Raw genomic sequence first — 17,154 nt, forward strand, 5'->3', positions numbered from 1 at the left:
GAACAAGTGTTCTAATTTTTTACTAGAAACAGGAACGGAAGTGGCATCATGGACCAAGAGAAAACAGAAGAATACGAAGTTAAGGACATTTTTGAAGAACTCGGCTTTGAACTACCAGATATTATTCTTGATTTGCTTTGTAGCGAGCATAAGAAATAATTTCTCTTATAGCATCGTCAGATAATTCATTACCTTCGTGGCGCAACATTCCTTTTAGTTTTAAGATTGCTTCATCGTCAGCTAATTCAACTGCACTAAGGAATTCTTTTGCTCCTTTTGAAATAACCTTGGATGTGCCTTGATTTGCATCACTAGTTCTTCCTAGCAAGTAATCTGTGGTTACCTCAAAACGGTCCGCAACATCATTAATAAATTTAAATGACGGTTCCCGTTCGTCTCTTTCATACATACCAATCGCGCTTTCACTGACCTTGAATATTGTAGCAAGGTCTTTTTGCGTTAAATTGTTTCCCGTGCGGATTGCACGTAACTTTTGCCCAAAAGTGGCCATTAATTATCACCCATTCATAATATTAACACAATACGTGTTAAAAAATATTCAGAAACACAAAACGTGTTGACAACACGAAATGTGTTTTATATAATAAGGTCAACAACACGATATGTGTTTTTGAAAGGTGGGGCCAACAACTATGAAACAATTGATTGCTAAGCGGCTTATTGAGCTTCGAGGCGATACCAGCAGAGAAGAAACATCACACGCTATAGGAATCAGCGTTAGTGCGTTGCAGATGTATGAAAATGCTCAGCGGATTCCGAAAGACGAAATTAAAATACGAATCGCCAATTACTATGGAAAAACAGTACAGGAAATTTTTTTTGACTTTGAACCGCACGAAACGTGTTCTTTCAAGAAAGGAGCGAGCTAGTGGATACACCTAAACAGCCCAGTGAAACCAAGGTCACTATTGATATAGGCGTGTTCGACCGCGAATTACTCGAAAGAGCGTGTCGCGAAATTAAGGCTAATAAAGAAAAGCTCGTCTCCAAGAAATCAGTCAAGTGAGGTGAACATCATGCGATTCCATTGGATCAAATCCACATCACGAGCGTGTTTCATATCTGCCGTCGCCATCCGGTCTGAACTTAAGAAAATGACGGTAGATCAAGCAATTGATTACACGTTGTCACTCGAAATTCAATGTAAGAATCCTCATCTGATATCGGAACGAGAGCTTAAGCGACTCAAGAAAGACGCTGAAGCAGTAATTCGCAAGATACAAGAAACCCGCCGAGCTGTACCGGCTGGCGGGCAATGAAGGGATCACGAGCGGGGAAGCTCATGAGACAATCATAATCCGTTGTTAACAGCAATTCCATTCCAATATGGAATATTCCGAAGAGGGAGATGAACACGCTTGGATATGAAGTTCGGAACGGTTATGAGGCTTTGCCGAGAACGAGCTGGTTTCACGCAAGAGCAAATGGCGGACAAGCTCCATCGCACGCAAGCCTGTGTAAGCAAATTTGAAAAGGATCATAAGATTCCGGACATGACGACGATGATGCGGTGGGCAGAGGTAACAGGCGCTAGAGAAGTCGTCGTTGCATTCTTGTACGGGATGGACGGGATCAACATGATTCAAAGATTGATAGGGGGATAAACGAATGTCGCGTGAACAATTGGCAGCCGAAGCGTTGCAAGCTGGAAAACATTCTTTACATAACTTGAAATTGATTCGGAAGCAGCCTGAAAGAATGTTACCTGGGAAGATGAAAAATGCAGAGGAATATCTCAACCGGATGATCCGGTTCGCGGAAGTAGAAATAAAAAATGCCCGCCTGGCACGGCGGACACTCACGTTGAGAACTCGATTAAAGTCTCTTCTGCTGCTCATTTTATCGTCTCCCGAGTCAAAGCGCAAGGGGGAATCAGTATGAAAGATACATTGTACATCCAAATCATTATTAACTATACAGAATCGGCCAAGGCCTTACGTGAGAATACGGCGGCTGTTATGTCCTTCAACGGATCGGTTCAAGGAACGGATTTCGAAGCACTTTGGCAGGAAAGGGACATGATCTACAATCGCTGGCAGAACGCTGCTTCAAGTTTGCGTGAGCTGCCGCCAGAATACATGGCACAGGCCGTGGCGGAGATTGAAAAGATTTAACGATACAAGTTATGGACAGGCCATTGTCGGCCTTGTCTCACTGCTTGCGGGACGGGTTTCATAACCAACTCCCGTTCCGTTGGCGGTGAGATGCGGCTGACGCATCAATACAGATGAAAGGAGTAACAGCGTATATGACGATTCATGAATCGGTAGGAAAAATCCTGAATCTGCTCAGCAGTCTGGCGGATGACACAAATGACGCCATTAATAATACACCGTACATCCTTCGCAGATTGGCGGAATTTACTGATGGTGAGCTCAGTGATGTGATTTCTCAACTTGAAGCAATCAGAGATCAGGCAGAAGAGTTGGAAGAAGCACACGAGAAGATTCAAGAAGAAGTTGCCGAGTTGCAAGAAGAATTAAACGAAAAATAGCCCGTTGCAGCGGGCTATCTCAGAACATTGAAAACTAAATACACGGTCATCTTACCATGGGTGACCGTCCCAAACAAGGAGAGTTGATGTTATGGCAAAGCCGCATTCGGCATATACGGTCGATTTGAGTCAACAAAACACTGAAACAAAGGTACTCCCAGCCGACATTTACAATCCGGCTGCACTTGAGATCAAGGGTAGCTTCGGAAGCATTCAGATCGTTGCTTCTGACGGGCAACTTGCTGAGATCGAATATGCGATTAAGGATCATCTTAACAAGATTAAATATCCGCAGCCGGTTCCTCCGGTTCAAGAGGAGGTAACCGCATGAAACAAATTACTTTGACTTCCCTGACCCTTCGTAATTTCAAAGGTTTACGGGATTTCGTGCTGGAAGCTGACGGTCGCAGTGTTTCTGCTTACGGTGACAATGCCACAGGCAAAACAACGTTGTTCGATGGGTTCCTATGGGCATTGTTCCATAAGGACAGTCAGAATCGGACCACTTTTGAAATTAAGGGCTTGGACGATCAGGGGCGCGTAGCTGAACACGGCTTGCAACATGAAGTCGAAGCGGTTCTGATGGTTGACCGTCGTCGGCGTTCTTTCAAAAAGGTGTACTACGAAAAATTCACCAAGAAACGCGGTGCTGCTATTGCTGAATCCAGTGGCCATACAACGGATTATTACGTTGATGGGGTGCCGGTCAAACTCAGTCAATACACTGCAGAAGTCGATGGGCTGATCAGCGAGGACATTTTCAAACTCCTGACAAGCCCTTCATATTTCAATGAGGTTCTGAAGCCAGAAGCTCGGCGTCGGGTACTCTTGGATGTGAGTGGTGAGATGACCGATGCGGAGATCATTGCAGGTAATACGCAGTTAGCACCGTTGACTGACATCTTGGGTGATCGAAGCCTTGAAGATCACCGTAAAGTGATCGCTGCTCGGCGTTCGGAGATCAACAAAGAGTTGGATAAAATTCCTGTTCGCATCGATGAAGCCCGCCGAAGCATGCCAGACGTGTCCGACTTGGATGCTGAACTGCTTCAGGAGGACATCGAAACGATGCGAGGCAGGGTGGATGCCAAGACCGCAGAGCTCCAACGCATTCAATCGGGTGGTGAGTTATCGACCAAGCAGATTCGCCTGCGTGAGATCAAAGCGGAACTGACAGACATCAAGCAACGTGTACAAGCAGATGGATTACAAGCAGTTGCAGGGCAACAAGGAAGGCTGTCGCAATTACGAGGGGAAGCATCCGATTTACAATCTCGGATCTCATCTGGACAGCGGGAAGCTGATCAGCTCAAAAGGCAGATTGCCCGTTCTGATAGCCAAGTCAAACGGCTTCGCGAAGAGTGGAACACCGCAAATAGTCTTGAGTTTCACATACACGAGCATGACGATAACTGCCCTACATGCGGACAATCGTTGCCTGTTGATCAAATGCAGACAGCGCAAGACAAAGCACTTGCTGACTTTAACCTCGACAAATCGAAGCGTCTTGAAGGGATAAGCAATGATGGTAAACTCGCTGCTGCAGAGAAAAGCGATCTTGAAAAGGCGTTGAAAGCACTTGAGGATGAGTCAACCAAACTGCAGGAGGAAGTTGCATCGAAGGCAGCAGAAGTTATGGCGGCTGAAGCAACCTTACAAAGTTTGCAAACGAACGTTGCCGATCCTGCAGATGATTCGGAATACCAAGCCAAGCAACGCGAAGGTGAGACGGTTAGCGCTGAGATTGAGCAACTTCGTTCTTCGGCTGCTGATGCTATTGGAAAGGTTCAAGCTGAGATCAGATTGATCCGCTCGCAGGTGGACGACCTGGAATCAGACAAAGCGAAACTGGCGACAGTAGCGGCTACTGAGAAGCGGATCACTGAGCTGAGCGAGGAAGAGCGGAAGCTTGCAGGAGAGTTCGAGAAGCTTGAACACGAGCTTTACCTTACAGAAGAATTCACCCGCACGAAAGTGTCGCTTCTTGAATCCAAGATCAATAGCAAATTCAAATATGCCCGGTTCAGACTCTTTGAAGAACAGATCAATGGTGGTCTGAAGGACGTTTGCAAGACATTGTTCAACGGAGTTCCATATGAGGGCGGTTTGAACAACGCTGCTCGGATCAACGTAGGTTTGGACATCATCAATACGCTTGGACAGCATTACGGATTCTCAGCACCGATATTTGTGGACAATGCTGAAGCCGTGACGCAGCTCATCGATACAGATGCCCAAATGATTCGTTTGGTTGTTCCACCGGCATTCAGTAGTTTGCCAGAAGAAGTACAGGAAGAACTCAGCAAACAACATGGCAGTTATGAAGATGCTGAAGCTGCTTGGAGAGACAGAAACAAGAAGCTCCGTTTGGAGCATAACGACATCCAGGAGGCGATTTAATTGAGTACAGAAAAACAACAAGCTCCCCAACCAGGGGAGCAAGCAATTGCTAAAACAGAACCGACACAATCTGAACGTTTTATGACCAAAGTCATTTCCGAATTTGGTTCAAGCGTTGGCGAAGTTGCTCTTACCAACTTCCAGAAACGTCTTGCTCAGAATTACTTTATAGCACTGGATGCAGTGTTGAAGACTGCAGAAGAAAAGCGCCTGAAAAAATCTGACCAGTATCGTGATCCTGTTCCTATGACTTGGGCGAACGTGAACATGGATAAGTTGTCACGCGATGTAGTTGCTTATGCTCGTATTGGTTTTGATCCAGCGCAGCCAAATCATATTAGCTTGATACCTTTTAAAAATAACAATACAGGTAAATACGATATCGGCTTTATCGAAGGGTATCGGGGCCTTGAACTCAAATCAGTGAAATACGGCTTGGAAGTTCCTGACCATGTAACTGTTGAACTGGTTTACTCCAATGATTACTTTGCACCTATTAAGAAAGATGCAAACCACCCACATGAAAGTTATGAGTTTGAGATAAAAAATCCTTTTGACCGTGGGACTATCCTTGGCGGATTCTATTTTCACTCTTTTATCAAAACTCCTCAAAAAAATAAATTAGTCATGATGACCCTCAAGGAGATTGAAAAACGTAAACCAGAAAAAGCGAGTGTTGAGTTCTGGGGCGGAGAGAAAGATGTTTGGGAGAATAAGAAAAAGGTTGGTAAGGAGACAGTTGAAGGATGGCACGAAAAAATGTGTTGGAAGACCGTTTATCGTGCGGCGCACAACGATATCACCATTGACTCACAGAAGATAGACGATGATTATCTGCGCCTGAAACAGATAGAGAGCGACTTGTCAGATGCTGAGGTTTCAGAAGAGATTAGAGCGAATGCAAATCGTGACGTAATTGATGTTACCCCGCCACACCTGGATGATGTTCCTAACGATGATCAACCTTCAGGTGATGAAGATACTTCCGGTGGAACTGGACCTGGATTCTGATGATCGAAATTACTTCCCTCGGCTCCAGTAGCGCGGGTAACGCCTACCGAATCACGGATGGAAAAACGCCGCTCCTGCTGGATGCAGGGCTTCGATATAAAGACATTCAGCGCGGTCTTGCCTTCCGTGTGTCGGAGCTGGCCGGATGCCTTGTGAGTCATGATCATGGCGACCATAGTATCGCTATCAAGGATCTGATGAAGGCAGGAGTGGACATATACACCAGTTCCGGTACCGCAGATGCTTTGCGTCTCGACAGTCACCGTGTGCTGCGTGTATCGGCACTTGAGCCGTTCACCATTGGTACCTGGTCAATTCTACCGTTTGATACACAGCATGATGCAGCGGAGCCCCTGGGGTTCCTCTTGGCTAATACAGCAGGGGACAAGCTTCTGTTTGCGACAGACACCTATTACATCAAGCATCGTTTTACCGGACTCACTCACATCATGATCGAGTGCAATTATTCCATTCAGATCCTTAATCAAAATATTGCCGCTGGCCATGTGCCGGCGGTGATGAAACATAGATTACTTCGTTCTCACTTTTCGCTCGAGAACGTGAAGGAATTCATCAAAGCCAATGACATGCGGCGGGTGCAGGAGATTCACTTGCTTCACCTGTCGGACAACAATTCCGATGAAGCACTGTTTAAACGAGAGATAGCAGCACTGACAGGCAAGTTGGTATATGTAGCGGGTAGGTGATCGATATGAACGATCTGTCAGGCAAGCCGCTCCTGAAGAGCATGATGGGGGATCGGATTTGGAAGTTGTTTGATACTGACAAGGCAGCCTTTCAACGTGAAACCATTACGTATTTTGAACGCGGGTACCCTGATTGGGAAGTAAAGCGGGCCAAGTATCCGCATGTATTCTTACAAAATAGAAAGGGTCGATGATACATGGCAACTGTTAAGCAAGTCTCTGTTGGGGCTTCATATACGAAGAACCTGGGCAATTTCCAAAGTCTGAAAGTGGAAGCCAGCATTGTTGTTGACTTACATGACGATGATGATCCAGAAGCTGTATACGTTGATGCATGGGAAAGGGTCCAAAAACAAGTTCGAATTGGATTAGGAAGGAGCAATCAGAATGAACAACAGCACACAGACCAGCAGAAAAGCGACATTTAACCAGCTCCAGAAGATGTTTGAGGAAGCTGTAATTGAAGGGCCAGAAGCTATCGAATCCCATTTAAGAGACGTTGCTTTTTCATTGGGAGCACAGGCAGCTATCATCACTGAACCGAACCAAATGCCAGATGCAATCAACGATCTAATTGCACAATTCGGACATGGAATACAAACGGTTATTCAAGAAATTACAGGTAAAGAAAGCAAGTTCGATGTCGCTGTTTACGCTGTTCAACAGAAATAACATTGGTGTATGGCACTGAAATCACGGCTGCTACGGGAGGGGGAGACGCAAGTGACCGAGACAGCCAGACCGACCCTTTCCGGGCTTCTGGAACAATTTGAAGCCATTGGCGGGCCGGAAGAGTTTGGTCCTGAAGGGATAGCAATAATGATTGCCTTATGGCGACGCAGTGCAAAGCTTGGGTGGCGTAAGGCATGGAAAATGACCAATAAGGATCTCATGGTCCAAACGGGAATTACGAACAAAGGTACGCTAAATGCTCATCGAAAAAAGCTCGTTGATGCAGGATTGATTGCTTACATTCAACCACCAAGAGGGCAATCAAAAGGAGATTACAGCGTCGAATTCGACTTGTTGGGTGTGGGAGTGGAACAAAATTTGAACCACTCGGATAGCTACTCCGACGAAGTAGGGCAGGAAGTGGAACAGAAATTAGACCACTTTGAAGGAGTAGGTGAGAAAGTAGGACAAAATTTAAACCACTTTCCACAAGTAGAACGAAAAGTGGAACAAATTTTAGACCCTGTATTAAAAGATCTTCTTCTTTCTTCTTCTGCTTCATCTTCTGCTACTGCAGACGGAAATCAAATTGATCGTCCACCTGATCCGGAGTATGAATCATTTTACTCAGCTCACAAGCGAGTGTTTGGATTCGAGTGCAATCCATTCCAAGCACAGCAACTTATCGTTTACATCGATGAGGACCACATGGACGAGGCTGTGGTTATACGGGCGATGGAACGTGCGGCATTAGCTGCTTCAGGGTACAGGTTCACCCTTATTACCAAGATCCTTGGAGATTATCTGAGGTCTGGGGCCAAAACATTTGAAGCAGCCAAAGCGTTGGACGATGCTTTCGAAGCAAGGAAAGGTTCTTCAGTTACAACAGGTTCTGTACCGAGTGGTCGGAGACAACAACCGTTAAGGCAGCAAAAGAGGGACAGTTTAGAACAAAGGCTGAGGGAGGAGGAAGCCCGTGGAAAAGGCTGATGTTATTCGATTGTTCATGGCGATCACCGACGAATACCCGACTTTCGATGACAGTGAAGAGAATGTGGATCGCCACTACAAGCATCTTCAAGATTTTCCGTATGAAGCAGCTATTCAAAACTTGGATCAGCATATCAAGACTATAAAGTGGCCGCCGACCATCTCGGAGATCCGCGGAAGACTTGGCGAACAGATTGAACGTGAACGGATGCGAGATTTAACAGAAACATATTTTGCGGAGAGAGAAGCAGCGGCTCTTAAGGCTTGCCCGCCGCCGCCGGGATGGAAGGATGAGTTACTTGCAAAGCTTCGACATAGAAAATAACCTTCCCCACAGTATGCAGTTTGAACAGGCTGCCCTGGGTGCATTGATACTGAAGTCAGTGGAAGCTTTGGAACATGCAGAGATACTCACTGCAGATGCGTTTTACGATAAGGCCCATAGCCTAATTTACAAAACGATTGCAGGATTAGCTGAAAGGCAAAATCCGATCGATCTGGTTACAGTAACGGAAAGCCTGAAGGATAAAGGTGAGCTGGATGACATCGGTGGAGTGAGTTACCTTGCTAAGTTGGCGGGGGGAGTACCGACTGCCGCAAATGCCGGTTATTACTTCGAACAGCTTCAGGATATGGCAGTTCGCAGGGATCTGATCCGGACTAATATGCTTCTGATACAGCAAGCTGCTGCTGGAACCGAACTGTCGCAGTTAATGTCCAGCGTTCAACAAGCACAGAACAAATTAACTGATCGAGCAGCACCAAAACAGGATTTTAAGCGCATTGAAAATGTGTTGATCGAAGTTGTGGAATCTGCTGAGGTTCGTTTTGACAACTTTAAGAACGGTACAGTCACAGGTATTCAAACAGGCTTTACCGATTTGGACAGTATCACAGCCGGATTGCAAAAGAGTGATTTGATTATTGTTGCTGCTCGACCATCAGTAGGTAAAACGGCTTTCGCTCTGAACATTGCCCAGAACGTCGCCATTCGGAATACCGAACCTGTAGCTATATTCAGCTTAGAAATGTCAGCAGCTCAGCTTGTTCAGCGGATGGTGTGTGCCGAAGGGAACATCGACGCGAGTAACATGAGGATGGGCGATTTTGCTTCAGGCGATTGGACAAAGTTTGCTGAAGCAGTCGGAATCCTAGGTGCAACAAATATTCGTATCGACGATTCGCCAGGTATTACTGTTCACGAGATCCGTGCGAAGTGTCGCCGCCTTAAAAAGCAGGAAGGACTGGGGATGATCGTCATCGACTATCTTCAGCTCATCGCAGGTCGTCAGGGAAAAGGTTCTGAGAATCGACAGCAAGAAGTTTCCGAGATTTCAAGGACTTTGAAGCAATTGGCTCGTGAATTGGATGTTCCGGTTGTTGCATTGTCCCAGCTCAGCCGAGCGGTTGAACAACGCCAGGATAAACGTCCCATGATGAGTGACTTGCGGGAATCGGGTTCGATCGAGCAAGATGCCGACATCGTAGCGTTCCTGTACCGGGATGACTACTATAACCAGGAGACCGAGAAGAAGAACATCATAGAGATCATCATCGGTAAACAGCGGAATGGCCCAGTAGGCACCGTTGAACTGGTCTTCCTGAAACAATTCAATAAATTCGTGAACTATGAGCGGAAGCATAACTATGGCCCAACGCCACCGGAGCCTGAAGATATAGAAAAACGCCAATGGGCGTAAGGAGGGAACGAGCATGAAGCAAGGTAAACGGCTTACCAAGAAACAAAAAATTGATCTGCTTAAGGCCAGACCAGGCGTAACGTTGGAAAACTGGTTGTCTGAGCGGGAAACGTCTGAAGGTGTTGTACTGCTGAACAAGCATTCGGGGAAACGCTGGTTGCTGGACAAGATCGATGGCATGTTGCGGCCGTACAAGGTACGTACTTGATGGGCAGTCCTTATACCAGATGGTCGGTGTCAGAGTACATGAGACATCGATTCATGAACACGGGACAAGTTCCTGATCGGGATGAGCTGCAGGCGGAATTTGAGGGAATTGATCAAACTGAGCTCCGTGAAGGGATCGCTGAGTTTGATGCAATTGTCGGAACTGGAGGTGCAACGTGCGAAAGCTGATTGATCCGCACCATCAGACACATTTGAGTTTTGTTGTCCGCGGCGACGATGGCCGTAAACTGGCCGAGGTGTTTGTCATTAAGCGGGACATGCTGCCTGCACGTCAAAGGCGTAGAGAAAGAACGAAAGGACGGCGAACCAGATGATCACTTTCACGGTATATGGTGAACCGGTGGCGCAGGGGCGTCCAAAAGCTTCGACCAGAACAGGTTTTGTGAAGATGTACGATCCGAAGAAATCCAAGGATTACAAAGATTACGTGAAGCTGGCAGCCAGTGAACACGCACCTGATGCTTTGTTACTCGGACCTATCGGCATGGTGTTGACGGTTTACCGATCTATACCAAAATCCATCAGCAAAAGCCCAAAGAAGGCGATGCTCGCCGAAGCTGGTCACATCGTACCAACAACCAAACCGGATGTGGACAATTACCTGAAGGGTGTAAAGGATGCCCTGAAAGGTGTGATTTGGAAGGACGATAGCCAGGTTGTTGAGGTGTTTGCCCGGAAGCGATACAGCGCACGACCACGCATTGAAGTGAAAATCAAGGAATTATCACAATTATAAAATTTGAGGAGATGACTGGAATGATTAAAAACTTTGCAAAATTCAGCGCAACTATGGGAAAAGGATTTAAAGTCGGGGAGTCTGATGTGGAGATTAAACTTACTTTGCCGTTGAAGGTTGTTCAGGATAATTTCATGTTCTTGTCCACTAACCAAGGTGAAAAAATCAATGTGTTCCTAGGAGATCCACAAGCTGCATTTGAGTTTGAAGAGGATGAACGGGACGCTATGTACCGTACTTGGGACAGTGGTCGCCGTGTAACGACGGATGCGTCAGGTGTAGTAACACAGATCGAGAAGCCGGGTTCTGAACCAGAGCAGGACGAGAATCAAGCTCAGTTATTTGGACCAGCAGAGCCGCCAATTGATCAAGAGCAGCTAACGGGAGACGGTCAGGAAACGGGAGAAGGTGACGACCAGCCAACTGTTCCACCGACAGGCGCCGATGATCCGAGTAGTGATTCCGATGATCCATACGGTGATAACGAAAACAATGACATTCCAGACTGGATGAAGGATGGCGGCTATGATCAGTCCGGATCGAGGGAAATGGACTTCTCTTCCGAGGAATCGCAAGGTGATCAACAGCCGTCAGCAGATCAAGATCCACCTGCAGGTAATGCAGAAGGAGGTTCTGGTGATGTTGATCCGGACGAACTGGAGCGCTACATCTTGGAGAACCGCCCGATTATTCCTGAAATCACATTAGACATCCCCGCTGCCATTGAACGTAAGCGCGGCAGTGATGTGACATGGCGTGAAATTGCAGCCGACTTGGGCATGTCTCAAGGAAAACTGAGTGGTATGCTTTCCCGCTACAAGAAGGCTGTTAAAGAACAAATGGTAGGTAGCGGGGTAGCTTAAGCCCCCTTCACTTAGCAGCATCCCCCGGTCTAGCGTTAGCCGGGGTGATCAACTGCATTCAATAAATAGAAAACATGTACTAAATCTTTAATCTTCAGTGATTTTCAAGTCAATAGTATGTCTACAGTTGGGACACTTTTTAGTAGCAGTAAAAGTCTTCTTTTGATTGATTTCGAGAAGCGAGACTAGCTGGATTAACAAATTAGGTAGTGAAGCAAACGCAAGTAACAATGTAACAGTGCTCATAGCTACGGTATCAATTAATGCTGCTTTGTCTTGGAGCATTCCAGCAATAAAGAAGCCTAGTACTATTACAAATATTACAACAAAACCTATATACGTTAGTCCCCAAGTAATCTTTGTCCATTTCCATACTGTCTTTATTTTCATATTATTCAAGCTCCTTCTGTGCAGCTTGCCACTGCTTCCAGTGCCATTTGAGAGCTTTGTCATGAGGTAGCTTCTGAAGATGGCTCAAATCTTGACGAGTGATTTGTATGCTCTGCGTGGTGGTTTTACTCGAGACATGAATTTTTAATGTATCAGGGTCAAAAGAAAACAGTCCTGAATCGTATGCCAAATGATGATTTCCACACAAGACAAGTCCGTTACGTGGATCGTCAGAACCATTTGATTTTTTTGGGATAATGTGAGCAGCCTGGAGCAGTGATAGTGCTTGCATTGCACATACCGCGCAGCAGGGACCATAACGTTTAACTACATTAAATTTAAATTTTGGCTGGCCAGTTCTGCTACTCACTGTAATAGTCCTGGAAGGGGCATTAGGAACAGTTGGTTCAAAAGTCGTATCATCCAGGTGGTCTATCTCATTAGGCTGAGTCGAAAAGTTTCGAGGATTCAACTCTATCAGAAAAGTTCTGGATATATCATCCCAGGAAACGACTTTACCCAACTGCACTTTCCTCATCTTCTTTCCTACTTCAGAAATCACGAAAATTGGTAGGTTGAAAATAGCTGCATTTTTAGCAGATTGAATCTCATTCCTATCTAAAGAGCTATGTCTATCTGTTACTGGATAATGATATATTATTTCGTTTTCAGAGACTTCATCAGGATAGTGCCTACCTGTATGTAATATTGATACTGCTATTCCTGCTTTATCTTCGGTATAACTCTGAGTCGTTGTGGCATCACGATATATGCCGGCTTGTCCCAAGAAGAAGCGGGACTGATTAAGAATTCGGGGTTCTACATTGTTGGGGTCGTTCTCGCTTACTAAACGATTCCACATGGAATCTCTTCTAGCTAATTCTAAACTTATTGATTCTGTCATGTAACTAACACCTACTATTCGTTTAATTAATATATTTTTACATGGTTTTGCCTTATAGGCAATGAGCATTTGAAAGGAGATAACTATGAAGGTACCTCGCATCCTGCACTATCCCGGCAGCAAGTGGAGCATAGCCGATTGGATTATCAGTTACATTCCGCAACATCAAACTTATTTGGAGCCATTCTTTGGATCCGGTGCTGTGCTGTTCAATAAGTCCGTTAGTGCATTGGAAACAATCAATGATATTGATGGTGATGTTGTAAACCTGTTTAAAGTCATTCGCGAGCGGCCAGAAGAACTATCATTCTCTGTTGAGTGGACCCCATACAGTAGAGAGGAATACTACCTTTCATATGAGACTGTAACGGACGAACTGGAACGAGCGAGACGCTTTCTGGTCCGGACATGGCAGGCTATCGGTGCGAAGACGAGTGACCGCACTGGATGGCGTAGTAACATCCAATATGAGAAGGCTCCGCACAAGATATGGCCGAAACAATGGCAAAACGTTCCTGATGAAATTATGCGGTGCTGTGGCCGTTTGAAAGATGTGCAAATTGAGAATCAGAATGCGATTCAACTGCTTAAAAGATATAAATACACAGATGTTTTGGTGTATGCAGATCCACCGTACTTGCTGGAAACAAGATCATCAAGGATGTACCGTCATGAAATGGCTGAAAAAGGCGAAACCGACCAAGAAGCACATATGAAATTACTGGACGTATTGGATGAACATCCAGGACCTGTTTTGCTATCAGGCTACCGTCATCCAATGTACAACGAGCGACTGAAACATTGGCATCGCGAGGAACGAGCATCAACAGCAGATCGTGGTAAACCGCGTGTGGAAGTCCTCTGGATAAACCCGGTCGCTGCCGGACAAGTCGGACAAATGCAATTATTCTGAGGAGCTGGATGAAATGGCAATTTCGACGGAAGTTATCCGGCTAATCGATCAGAAGCTTGCAACTTTGATCCGGTCCGGTTGCCGCATCGATCAGATCAAAATGGTATGTGCTACAGGTACGGAACTGGTACAGCAAGGATCAGTTGAAACGGGGTTTGGTAAGTTGCGGGTAGAGCCTAGTAACTTTGTGCCGCCGGGTAAGTCATATCTGATCGAAGACCGGTACCGAGGATTTACATGGGTACGAAATTCAAAAGACAAGGAGAGGAAGCACAGTGGCAACGAAAGCAACATTAGAGAAGATTCTCAGCCGTCGGCAGAAGGAAGTCTATGACTATATTCGACTATTCATTGAAGACAACGGTTATGCTCCTACGATCAGGGAGACTGCTGAAGCGCTCATGTTGTCGTCATCTTCTACTATTCATTCACACATTAACACACTCATTCGAAAGGGATACCTTACACATACAGCAGGAGGAGTTCGCACCTTGGCGTTGACCAAGAAGGGCAAACGGCCAAAGGTCGTGACCCAATCAGGTATCCTGAAATGGATTCAAGATCAAGGTATTGAGGAAAAACATGATGCCAACGTATATAATTTGTTGTCAGATTTGCAGGAAGGCATTCAATCGGGGAGGATCTGCTGATGATCGATTATCGCAAAGTAAAAACGGTAGTGTGGACACCAGAGCAGATAGCAAATCACTTGAAGGTAATTGGGGCTGAGCATCCACCAAAACGGCCTGACAAGCTGCAAAAGGCTGTAACTGCTCCGCAACAGCATAATGGTAACAGTAGGTACTACAAACGTGGAGGTGAGTGGTAGTTGGAAAGGAATTTTAGAGCATTGCTTTTAGAATACGGATATCCGGAAGACTTGGTAAGTGGATGGAGTGCTGAAGACTGTGAAGCGGAGTGGGATCAATTTTGCAGTAAGGTCCTCCAGGAATAACAAATATCCCCCGCAAGCTTGGCGGCACGGCGGGGGAAACATCAAATAAACCTCACCAAAAATTATAACACGGTGAGGGGATCAAAATGGGGAAACGCCGAAAAAACAACTTACAATTAACTTTTAACATACTGCCGATCGACGAGAAAGCTACCCGCCGCGCTGTGGAAGAATTTATTGAAACCGTTCGTCAGTACCGGCAGATCGGGTTCGTTAGACGTGAGGCAGCAATCACGCAGGCTTATGTATATAGAGAACATCAATCCACTAATGCAATCAGCAAACAGACTGAACGGATTGCAATTTATAATGTCGATAAAGAGGCTGAACTGAAGGAAAAGGATCGGTTACTCAGTTTGGCAATGGAGAGACTTTCTTCAATACAATGTGATGTCATCCAGCGAAGTTATTTAGATAACGAGGGTGAGTATGATGCGATTATTTCAGGAGAACTGGGATTAAGTGATAGGACATTTCGTAGGGTTAAAACCGAAGGGCTAAATATTTTAGGTTCAGCTTTGGGACTTGAAGTGTATTTTGAATCAAAAGAAGAAATTGGGGTCGGCTAAATGCCGGCCTATTCCTATTTTCCTTTTTTTCCGATATATGTTTAAAAGGGGGAGTTCATTTGGGATTTAAATATTCAAGTGCGAGTAGATATTTATTAATGAAACATGGAGCTACTGGGAGTTTCTTTAAGTGTTTCGGCTCAATTAGTTTGAACACATCCTCGGAACTAAAAAAGAGGATAAAAGAGAAGCATCCTAATTTAGATGAGTTGGGTGTAATTAGAAGCGGAATTACTACTCAAGCTGAGATAGCTAAGCAAATTAATCTTATTTGGGTTATTGTTACATTCGTGTTAACTGCTATCTTATCTCCAACTGTTTTTTATTTAGGACAAGGTCTAAAACCTGTTGATTGGCAACATGAGAAAAATATGTACCTCTATAAAGAAGCACTAGTCCCAGTGGAAAGTCTTGAGGAAAAAGCGGAATATATAACAGAGGCTATATTAAAAGAGTCAGCAGACTACGCAAAATATATAAGTAGCCTTCAAGATGCTCATGGGAGAATGCTGATTATAGTTATGATGATGCTACTATTAAGCTTTTCGCTATTCTTTCTGAGATACCAGTGGATCATAAGTTTAAAAGATTGTATAGATAGCGCTTATATGGAACAAGAAAAATTTCTTAAAGATGTGAAGGAATCAAGTAAGAACATAAAGGAGGAAAGAGAGAATCGTTTGAAGAAAAAAAAGTGACCTATTTTTGACCGATATATGGCCATATGATGGCCGTTCGTTGGACTTTAGGCGTGATATATTTGTATTGTGGAAATCGAGCGAGAATGAAACGCACAGCTGCACATGCGGCATATGACTGGGGCGTTCCTCTTCTCGCCTTTTTTTCAAAAATTAGAAGATTAATTGTTTCAATGTTTTCAAAAGCAAATTTGAGTAAATTAGCAAAATGATTATCAATACTACAATCATTGTTCTCCCCATTAATGCTGAGTAAAATTCATTTAAAATGAAGGAGACGATTAGAATCATGAGATTTAATAAAACATAAAACACTGTAATGTATATAAAATCCAGAATGTCCTGTTTTATTTTTCTATCTTGTCTTGTATTATGCGAAGCTAGTGCTGCTACTGCTGCCAGTAACGCTGAATAACCAATGGCAAGTGTAAAATTAACAGACGTTACTTTCTCAAATATTTCACTAAGGTTGTTTATATCGTTAGTACCTTTAAATAAAAACACTACTGCAAAAAACAAAACAGCAAATGAAACAAAAAGTGTAGCAGACGTTAAAAGTTTTGTATGCATGAAATCCCCCCAAAAAACAATATTTTATAAACAATATCATCTATTTAAATTCTTTACTATGAACTAACAAATAGTTTTTCAAAGTATGAAATAGCGAGGGATTCAAAGGAAATCGTGTGCTAGATCGTTGTGATCGAGTTTAATCTTCCTTTTTTCGCTTGACTTGATTTTGACAGCTTCAGTAAAATGGTCTTGTTCTTCCTCTATAGTTACAAAGCACGTATGCATTTAAAGCAAAGAGCGCAGCGTTTTTGCGGCGACCGTTTCGGGCGCATGCTTTTTAGGACGTAACACCAACTTCATACATAACACATTTAAAGTCGTTCCTTCACT

The 17,154-nt window shown here is 44.6% G+C and carries 31 protein-coding genes; 27 read left to right on the forward strand and 4 right to left on the reverse strand.

What is annotated here, in order from left to right; genetic code table 11:
• Positions 1-121: 121 nt before the first annotated feature.
• On the reverse strand, positions 122-511 hold the full coding sequence (locus BS614_RS04005) for a helix-turn-helix domain-containing protein (RefSeq protein ID WP_074092975.1): 390 nt from the start codon (positions 509-511) through the stop codon (positions 122-124).
• 142 nt (positions 512-653) lie between these two features.
• On the opposite strand from BS614_RS04005, the gene BS614_RS04010 reads away from it, so the two are divergent.
• From BS614_RS04010 to BS614_RS04105, 21 genes are all read left to right on the forward strand, one after another.
• A complete protein-coding gene (locus tag BS614_RS04010; protein ID WP_074092976.1) occupies positions 654-890 on the forward strand; it encodes a helix-turn-helix transcriptional regulator in 237 nt (78 codons plus the stop codon).
• Complete coding sequence (locus BS614_RS31360) at positions 890-1,027, forward strand: hypothetical protein (RefSeq protein WP_157116014.1); 138 nt, start codon at positions 890-892, stop codon at positions 1,025-1,027. The genes BS614_RS04010 and BS614_RS31360 overlap by 1 nt, the downstream gene beginning before the upstream one ends.
• Before the next feature lie 10 nt (positions 1,028-1,037).
• On the forward strand, positions 1,038-1,280 hold the full coding sequence (locus tag BS614_RS04015) for a hypothetical protein (protein WP_074092977.1): 243 nt from the start codon (positions 1,038-1,040) through the stop codon (positions 1,278-1,280).
• Between the two features lie 105 nt (positions 1,281-1,385).
• The gene (locus BS614_RS04020; protein WP_074096675.1) at positions 1,386-1,625 is read left to right on the forward strand and encodes a helix-turn-helix domain-containing protein; all 240 of its coding nucleotides are present in this window, start codon (positions 1,386-1,388) and stop codon (positions 1,623-1,625) included.
• A 4-nt stretch (positions 1,626-1,629) separates the two neighbouring features.
• The gene (locus tag BS614_RS04025; RefSeq protein WP_074092978.1) at positions 1,630-1,902 is read left to right on the forward strand and encodes a hypothetical protein; all 273 of its coding nucleotides are present in this window, start codon (positions 1,630-1,632) and stop codon (positions 1,900-1,902) included.
• On the forward strand, positions 1,899-2,135 hold the full coding sequence (locus BS614_RS04030; protein WP_074092979.1) for a hypothetical protein: 237 nt from the start codon (positions 1,899-1,901) through the stop codon (positions 2,133-2,135). The genes BS614_RS04025 and BS614_RS04030 overlap by 4 nt, the downstream gene beginning before the upstream one ends.
• A gap of 134 nt (positions 2,136-2,269) precedes the next feature.
• Positions 2,270-2,515, forward strand: a complete 246-nt coding sequence (locus tag BS614_RS04035) for a hypothetical protein (RefSeq protein ID WP_074092980.1) — start codon at positions 2,270-2,272, stop codon at positions 2,513-2,515.
• 91 nt (positions 2,516-2,606) lie between these two features.
• On the forward strand, positions 2,607-2,846 hold the full coding sequence (locus tag BS614_RS04040; RefSeq protein ID WP_074092981.1) for a hypothetical protein: 240 nt from the start codon (positions 2,607-2,609) through the stop codon (positions 2,844-2,846).
• The gene (locus BS614_RS04045) at positions 2,843-4,915 is read left to right on the forward strand and encodes an AAA family ATPase (protein WP_074092982.1); all 2,073 of its coding nucleotides are present in this window, start codon (positions 2,843-2,845) and stop codon (positions 4,913-4,915) included. Before BS614_RS04040 ends, BS614_RS04045 begins: the two co-directional genes overlap by 4 nt.
• Positions 4,916-5,926: a recombinase RecT gene (locus BS614_RS04050; protein ID WP_074092983.1), complete on the forward strand. Its 1,011-nt coding sequence runs from the start codon at positions 4,916-4,918 to the stop codon at positions 5,924-5,926.
• Entirely contained in the window at positions 5,926-6,633 is a 708-nt protein-coding gene (locus BS614_RS04055) for an MBL fold metallo-hydrolase (protein WP_074092984.1), read from the forward strand. The genes BS614_RS04050 and BS614_RS04055 overlap by 1 nt, the downstream gene beginning before the upstream one ends.
• Before the next feature lie 5 nt (positions 6,634-6,638).
• Positions 6,639-6,827: a hypothetical protein gene (locus BS614_RS04060; protein ID WP_074092985.1), complete on the forward strand. Its 189-nt coding sequence runs from the start codon at positions 6,639-6,641 to the stop codon at positions 6,825-6,827.
• 193 nt (positions 6,828-7,020) lie between these two features.
• Positions 7,021-7,305: a hypothetical protein gene (locus BS614_RS04070; protein WP_074092987.1), complete on the forward strand. Its 285-nt coding sequence runs from the start codon at positions 7,021-7,023 to the stop codon at positions 7,303-7,305.
• A 51-nt stretch (positions 7,306-7,356) separates the two neighbouring features.
• On the forward strand, positions 7,357-8,295 hold the full coding sequence (locus BS614_RS04075) for a DnaD domain protein (RefSeq protein WP_074092988.1): 939 nt from the start codon (positions 7,357-7,359) through the stop codon (positions 8,293-8,295).
• Positions 8,282-8,620 carry a replicative helicase loader/inhibitor gene (locus tag BS614_RS04080; protein WP_074092989.1) on the forward strand — a complete coding sequence of 113 codons (339 nt, stop codon included), beginning with the start codon at positions 8,282-8,284 and terminating at the stop codon, positions 8,618-8,620. Before BS614_RS04075 ends, BS614_RS04080 begins: the two co-directional genes overlap by 14 nt.
• Positions 8,586-9,995 (forward strand): replicative DNA helicase, encoded by a 1,410-nt coding sequence (dnaB, locus tag BS614_RS04085; protein ID WP_074092990.1) that lies wholly within the window; start codon positions 8,586-8,588, stop codon positions 9,993-9,995. The genes BS614_RS04080 and dnaB overlap by 35 nt, the downstream gene beginning before the upstream one ends.
• A gap of 13 nt (positions 9,996-10,008) precedes the next feature.
• A complete protein-coding gene (locus BS614_RS04090; protein ID WP_074092991.1) occupies positions 10,009-10,203 on the forward strand; it encodes a DUF6906 family protein in 195 nt (64 codons plus the stop codon).
• A gap of 53 nt (positions 10,204-10,256) precedes the next feature.
• Positions 10,257-10,391, forward strand: coding sequence for a hypothetical protein (locus tag BS614_RS32345; RefSeq protein WP_280523083.1), 135 nt, complete (start codon positions 10,257-10,259; stop codon positions 10,389-10,391).
• A complete protein-coding gene (locus BS614_RS31365) occupies positions 10,379-10,537 on the forward strand; it encodes a hypothetical protein (RefSeq protein ID WP_157116016.1) in 159 nt (52 codons plus the stop codon). Before BS614_RS32345 ends, BS614_RS31365 begins: the two co-directional genes overlap by 13 nt.
• Positions 10,534-10,959 carry a RusA family crossover junction endodeoxyribonuclease gene (locus tag BS614_RS04100; RefSeq protein WP_074092993.1) on the forward strand — a complete coding sequence of 142 codons (426 nt, stop codon included), beginning with the start codon at positions 10,534-10,536 and terminating at the stop codon, positions 10,957-10,959. Before BS614_RS31365 ends, BS614_RS04100 begins: the two co-directional genes overlap by 4 nt.
• A 20-nt stretch (positions 10,960-10,979) precedes the next feature.
• Positions 10,980-11,822 carry a hypothetical protein gene (locus tag BS614_RS04105; protein WP_074092994.1) on the forward strand — a complete coding sequence of 281 codons (843 nt, stop codon included), beginning with the start codon at positions 10,980-10,982 and terminating at the stop codon, positions 11,820-11,822.
• Positions 11,823-11,909: 87 nt separating this feature from the next.
• On the opposite strand, the gene BS614_RS04110 is transcribed toward BS614_RS04105, so the two are convergent.
• Complete coding sequence (locus BS614_RS04110; protein WP_074092995.1) at positions 11,910-12,212, reverse strand: hypothetical protein; 303 nt, start codon at positions 12,210-12,212, stop codon at positions 11,910-11,912.
• Between the two features lies 1 nt (position 12,213).
• Positions 12,214-13,116, reverse strand: a complete 903-nt coding sequence (locus BS614_RS04115; RefSeq protein ID WP_167544376.1) for an HNH endonuclease — start codon at positions 13,114-13,116, stop codon at positions 12,214-12,216.
• A gap of 85 nt (positions 13,117-13,201) precedes the next feature.
• On the opposite strand from BS614_RS04115, the gene BS614_RS04120 reads away from it, so the two are divergent.
• The 6 genes from BS614_RS04120 to BS614_RS04140 all read left to right on the forward strand — a co-directional run bounded on the left by BS614_RS04120 (position 13,202) and on the right by BS614_RS04140 (position 16,251).
• Positions 13,202-14,029, forward strand: a complete 828-nt coding sequence (locus tag BS614_RS04120) for a DNA adenine methylase (RefSeq protein ID WP_074092997.1) — start codon at positions 13,202-13,204, stop codon at positions 14,027-14,029.
• Positions 14,030-14,042: 13 nt separating this feature from the next.
• Positions 14,043-14,363: a hypothetical protein gene (locus BS614_RS31370; RefSeq protein WP_157116017.1), complete on the forward strand. Its 321-nt coding sequence runs from the start codon at positions 14,043-14,045 to the stop codon at positions 14,361-14,363.
• Complete coding sequence (locus BS614_RS04125; protein ID WP_074092998.1) at positions 14,305-14,679, forward strand: LexA family protein; 375 nt, start codon at positions 14,305-14,307, stop codon at positions 14,677-14,679. The genes BS614_RS31370 and BS614_RS04125 overlap by 59 nt, the downstream gene beginning before the upstream one ends.
• Positions 14,679-14,858 (forward strand): hypothetical protein, encoded by a 180-nt coding sequence (locus BS614_RS04130; protein WP_074092999.1) that lies wholly within the window; start codon positions 14,679-14,681, stop codon positions 14,856-14,858. The genes BS614_RS04125 and BS614_RS04130 overlap by 1 nt, the downstream gene beginning before the upstream one ends.
• Positions 14,859-15,070: 212 nt before the next feature.
• On the forward strand, positions 15,071-15,553 hold the full coding sequence (locus BS614_RS04135) for an ArpU family phage packaging/lysis transcriptional regulator (RefSeq protein WP_074093000.1): 483 nt from the start codon (positions 15,071-15,073) through the stop codon (positions 15,551-15,553).
• 59 nt (positions 15,554-15,612) lie between these two features.
• Positions 15,613-16,251, forward strand: a complete 639-nt coding sequence (locus BS614_RS04140; RefSeq protein ID WP_074093001.1) for a hypothetical protein — start codon at positions 15,613-15,615, stop codon at positions 16,249-16,251.
• A 153-nt stretch (positions 16,252-16,404) separates the two neighbouring features.
• On the opposite strand, the gene BS614_RS04145 is transcribed toward BS614_RS04140, so the two are convergent.
• Positions 16,405-16,821, reverse strand: a complete 417-nt coding sequence (locus tag BS614_RS04145) for a hypothetical protein (RefSeq protein ID WP_074093002.1) — start codon at positions 16,819-16,821, stop codon at positions 16,405-16,407.
• Positions 16,822-17,154: the final 333 nt, after the last annotated feature.

This window comes from Paenibacillus xylanexedens (assembly GCF_001908275.1).
In the GTDB taxonomy this organism is placed as follows: domain Bacteria; phylum Bacillota; class Bacilli; order Paenibacillales; family Paenibacillaceae; genus Paenibacillus; species Paenibacillus xylanexedens_A.

What these genes read in the sequence shown, in the direction of transcription:
- BS614_RS04100 (WP_074092993.1), top strand. Translation starts at nt 10,534, where the DNA reads ATGATCACTTTCACGGTATATGGTGAACCGGTGGCGCAGGGGCGTCCA.
- BS614_RS04015 (WP_074092977.1), top strand. Translation starts at nt 1,038, where the DNA reads ATGCGATTCCATTGGATCAAATCCACATCACGAGCGTGTTTCATATCT.
- BS614_RS04045 (WP_074092982.1), top strand. Translation starts at nt 2,843, where the DNA reads ATGAAACAAATTACTTTGACTTCCCTGACCCTTCGTAATTTCAAAGGT.
- BS614_RS04090 (WP_074092991.1), top strand. Translation starts at nt 10,009, where the DNA reads ATGAAGCAAGGTAAACGGCTTACCAAGAAACAAAAAATTGATCTGCTT.
- BS614_RS04115 (WP_167544376.1), bottom strand. Translation starts at nt 13,116, where the DNA reads ATGACAGAATCAATAAGTTTAGAATTAGCTAGAAGAGATTCCATGTGG.
- BS614_RS04035 (WP_074092980.1), top strand. Translation starts at nt 2,270, where the DNA reads ATGACGATTCATGAATCGGTAGGAAAAATCCTGAATCTGCTCAGCAGT.
- BS614_RS04055 (WP_074092984.1), top strand. Translation starts at nt 5,926, where the DNA reads ATGATCGAAATTACTTCCCTCGGCTCCAGTAGCGCGGGTAACGCCTAC.
- BS614_RS04030 (WP_074092979.1), top strand. Translation starts at nt 1,899, where the DNA reads ATGAAAGATACATTGTACATCCAAATCATTATTAACTATACAGAATCG.
- BS614_RS04110 (WP_074092995.1), bottom strand. Translation starts at nt 12,212, where the DNA reads ATGAAAATAAAGACAGTATGGAAATGGACAAAGATTACTTGGGGACTA.
- BS614_RS04020 (WP_074096675.1), top strand. Translation starts at nt 1,386, where the DNA reads ATGAAGTTCGGAACGGTTATGAGGCTTTGCCGAGAACGAGCTGGTTTC.
- BS614_RS04040 (WP_074092981.1), top strand. Translation starts at nt 2,607, where the DNA reads ATGGCAAAGCCGCATTCGGCATATACGGTCGATTTGAGTCAACAAAAC.
- BS614_RS04060 (WP_074092985.1), top strand. Translation starts at nt 6,639, where the DNA reads ATGAACGATCTGTCAGGCAAGCCGCTCCTGAAGAGCATGATGGGGGAT.
- BS614_RS04070 (WP_074092987.1), top strand. Translation starts at nt 7,021, where the DNA reads ATGAACAACAGCACACAGACCAGCAGAAAAGCGACATTTAACCAGCTC.
- BS614_RS04120 (WP_074092997.1), top strand. Translation starts at nt 13,202, where the DNA reads ATGAAGGTACCTCGCATCCTGCACTATCCCGGCAGCAAGTGGAGCATA.
- BS614_RS04135 (WP_074093000.1), top strand. Translation starts at nt 15,071, where the DNA reads ATGGGGAAACGCCGAAAAAACAACTTACAATTAACTTTTAACATACTG.
- BS614_RS32345 (WP_280523083.1), top strand. Translation starts at nt 10,257, where the DNA reads ATGAACACGGGACAAGTTCCTGATCGGGATGAGCTGCAGGCGGAATTT.
- BS614_RS04025 (WP_074092978.1), top strand. Translation starts at nt 1,630, where the DNA reads ATGTCGCGTGAACAATTGGCAGCCGAAGCGTTGCAAGCTGGAAAACAT.
- BS614_RS04105 (WP_074092994.1), top strand. Translation starts at nt 10,980, where the DNA reads ATGATTAAAAACTTTGCAAAATTCAGCGCAACTATGGGAAAAGGATTT.
- BS614_RS04010 (WP_074092976.1), top strand. Translation starts at nt 654, where the DNA reads ATGAAACAATTGATTGCTAAGCGGCTTATTGAGCTTCGAGGCGATACC.
- BS614_RS04005 (WP_074092975.1), bottom strand. Translation starts at nt 511, where the DNA reads ATGGCCACTTTTGGGCAAAAGTTACGTGCAATCCGCACGGGAAACAAT.
- BS614_RS31370 (WP_157116017.1), top strand. Translation starts at nt 14,043, where the DNA reads ATGGCAATTTCGACGGAAGTTATCCGGCTAATCGATCAGAAGCTTGCA.
- BS614_RS04130 (WP_074092999.1), top strand. Translation starts at nt 14,679, where the DNA reads ATGATCGATTATCGCAAAGTAAAAACGGTAGTGTGGACACCAGAGCAG.
- dnaB (WP_074092990.1), top strand. Translation starts at nt 8,586, where the DNA reads ATGAGTTACTTGCAAAGCTTCGACATAGAAAATAACCTTCCCCACAGT.
- BS614_RS04145 (WP_074093002.1), bottom strand. Translation starts at nt 16,821, where the DNA reads ATGCATACAAAACTTTTAACGTCTGCTACACTTTTTGTTTCATTTGCT.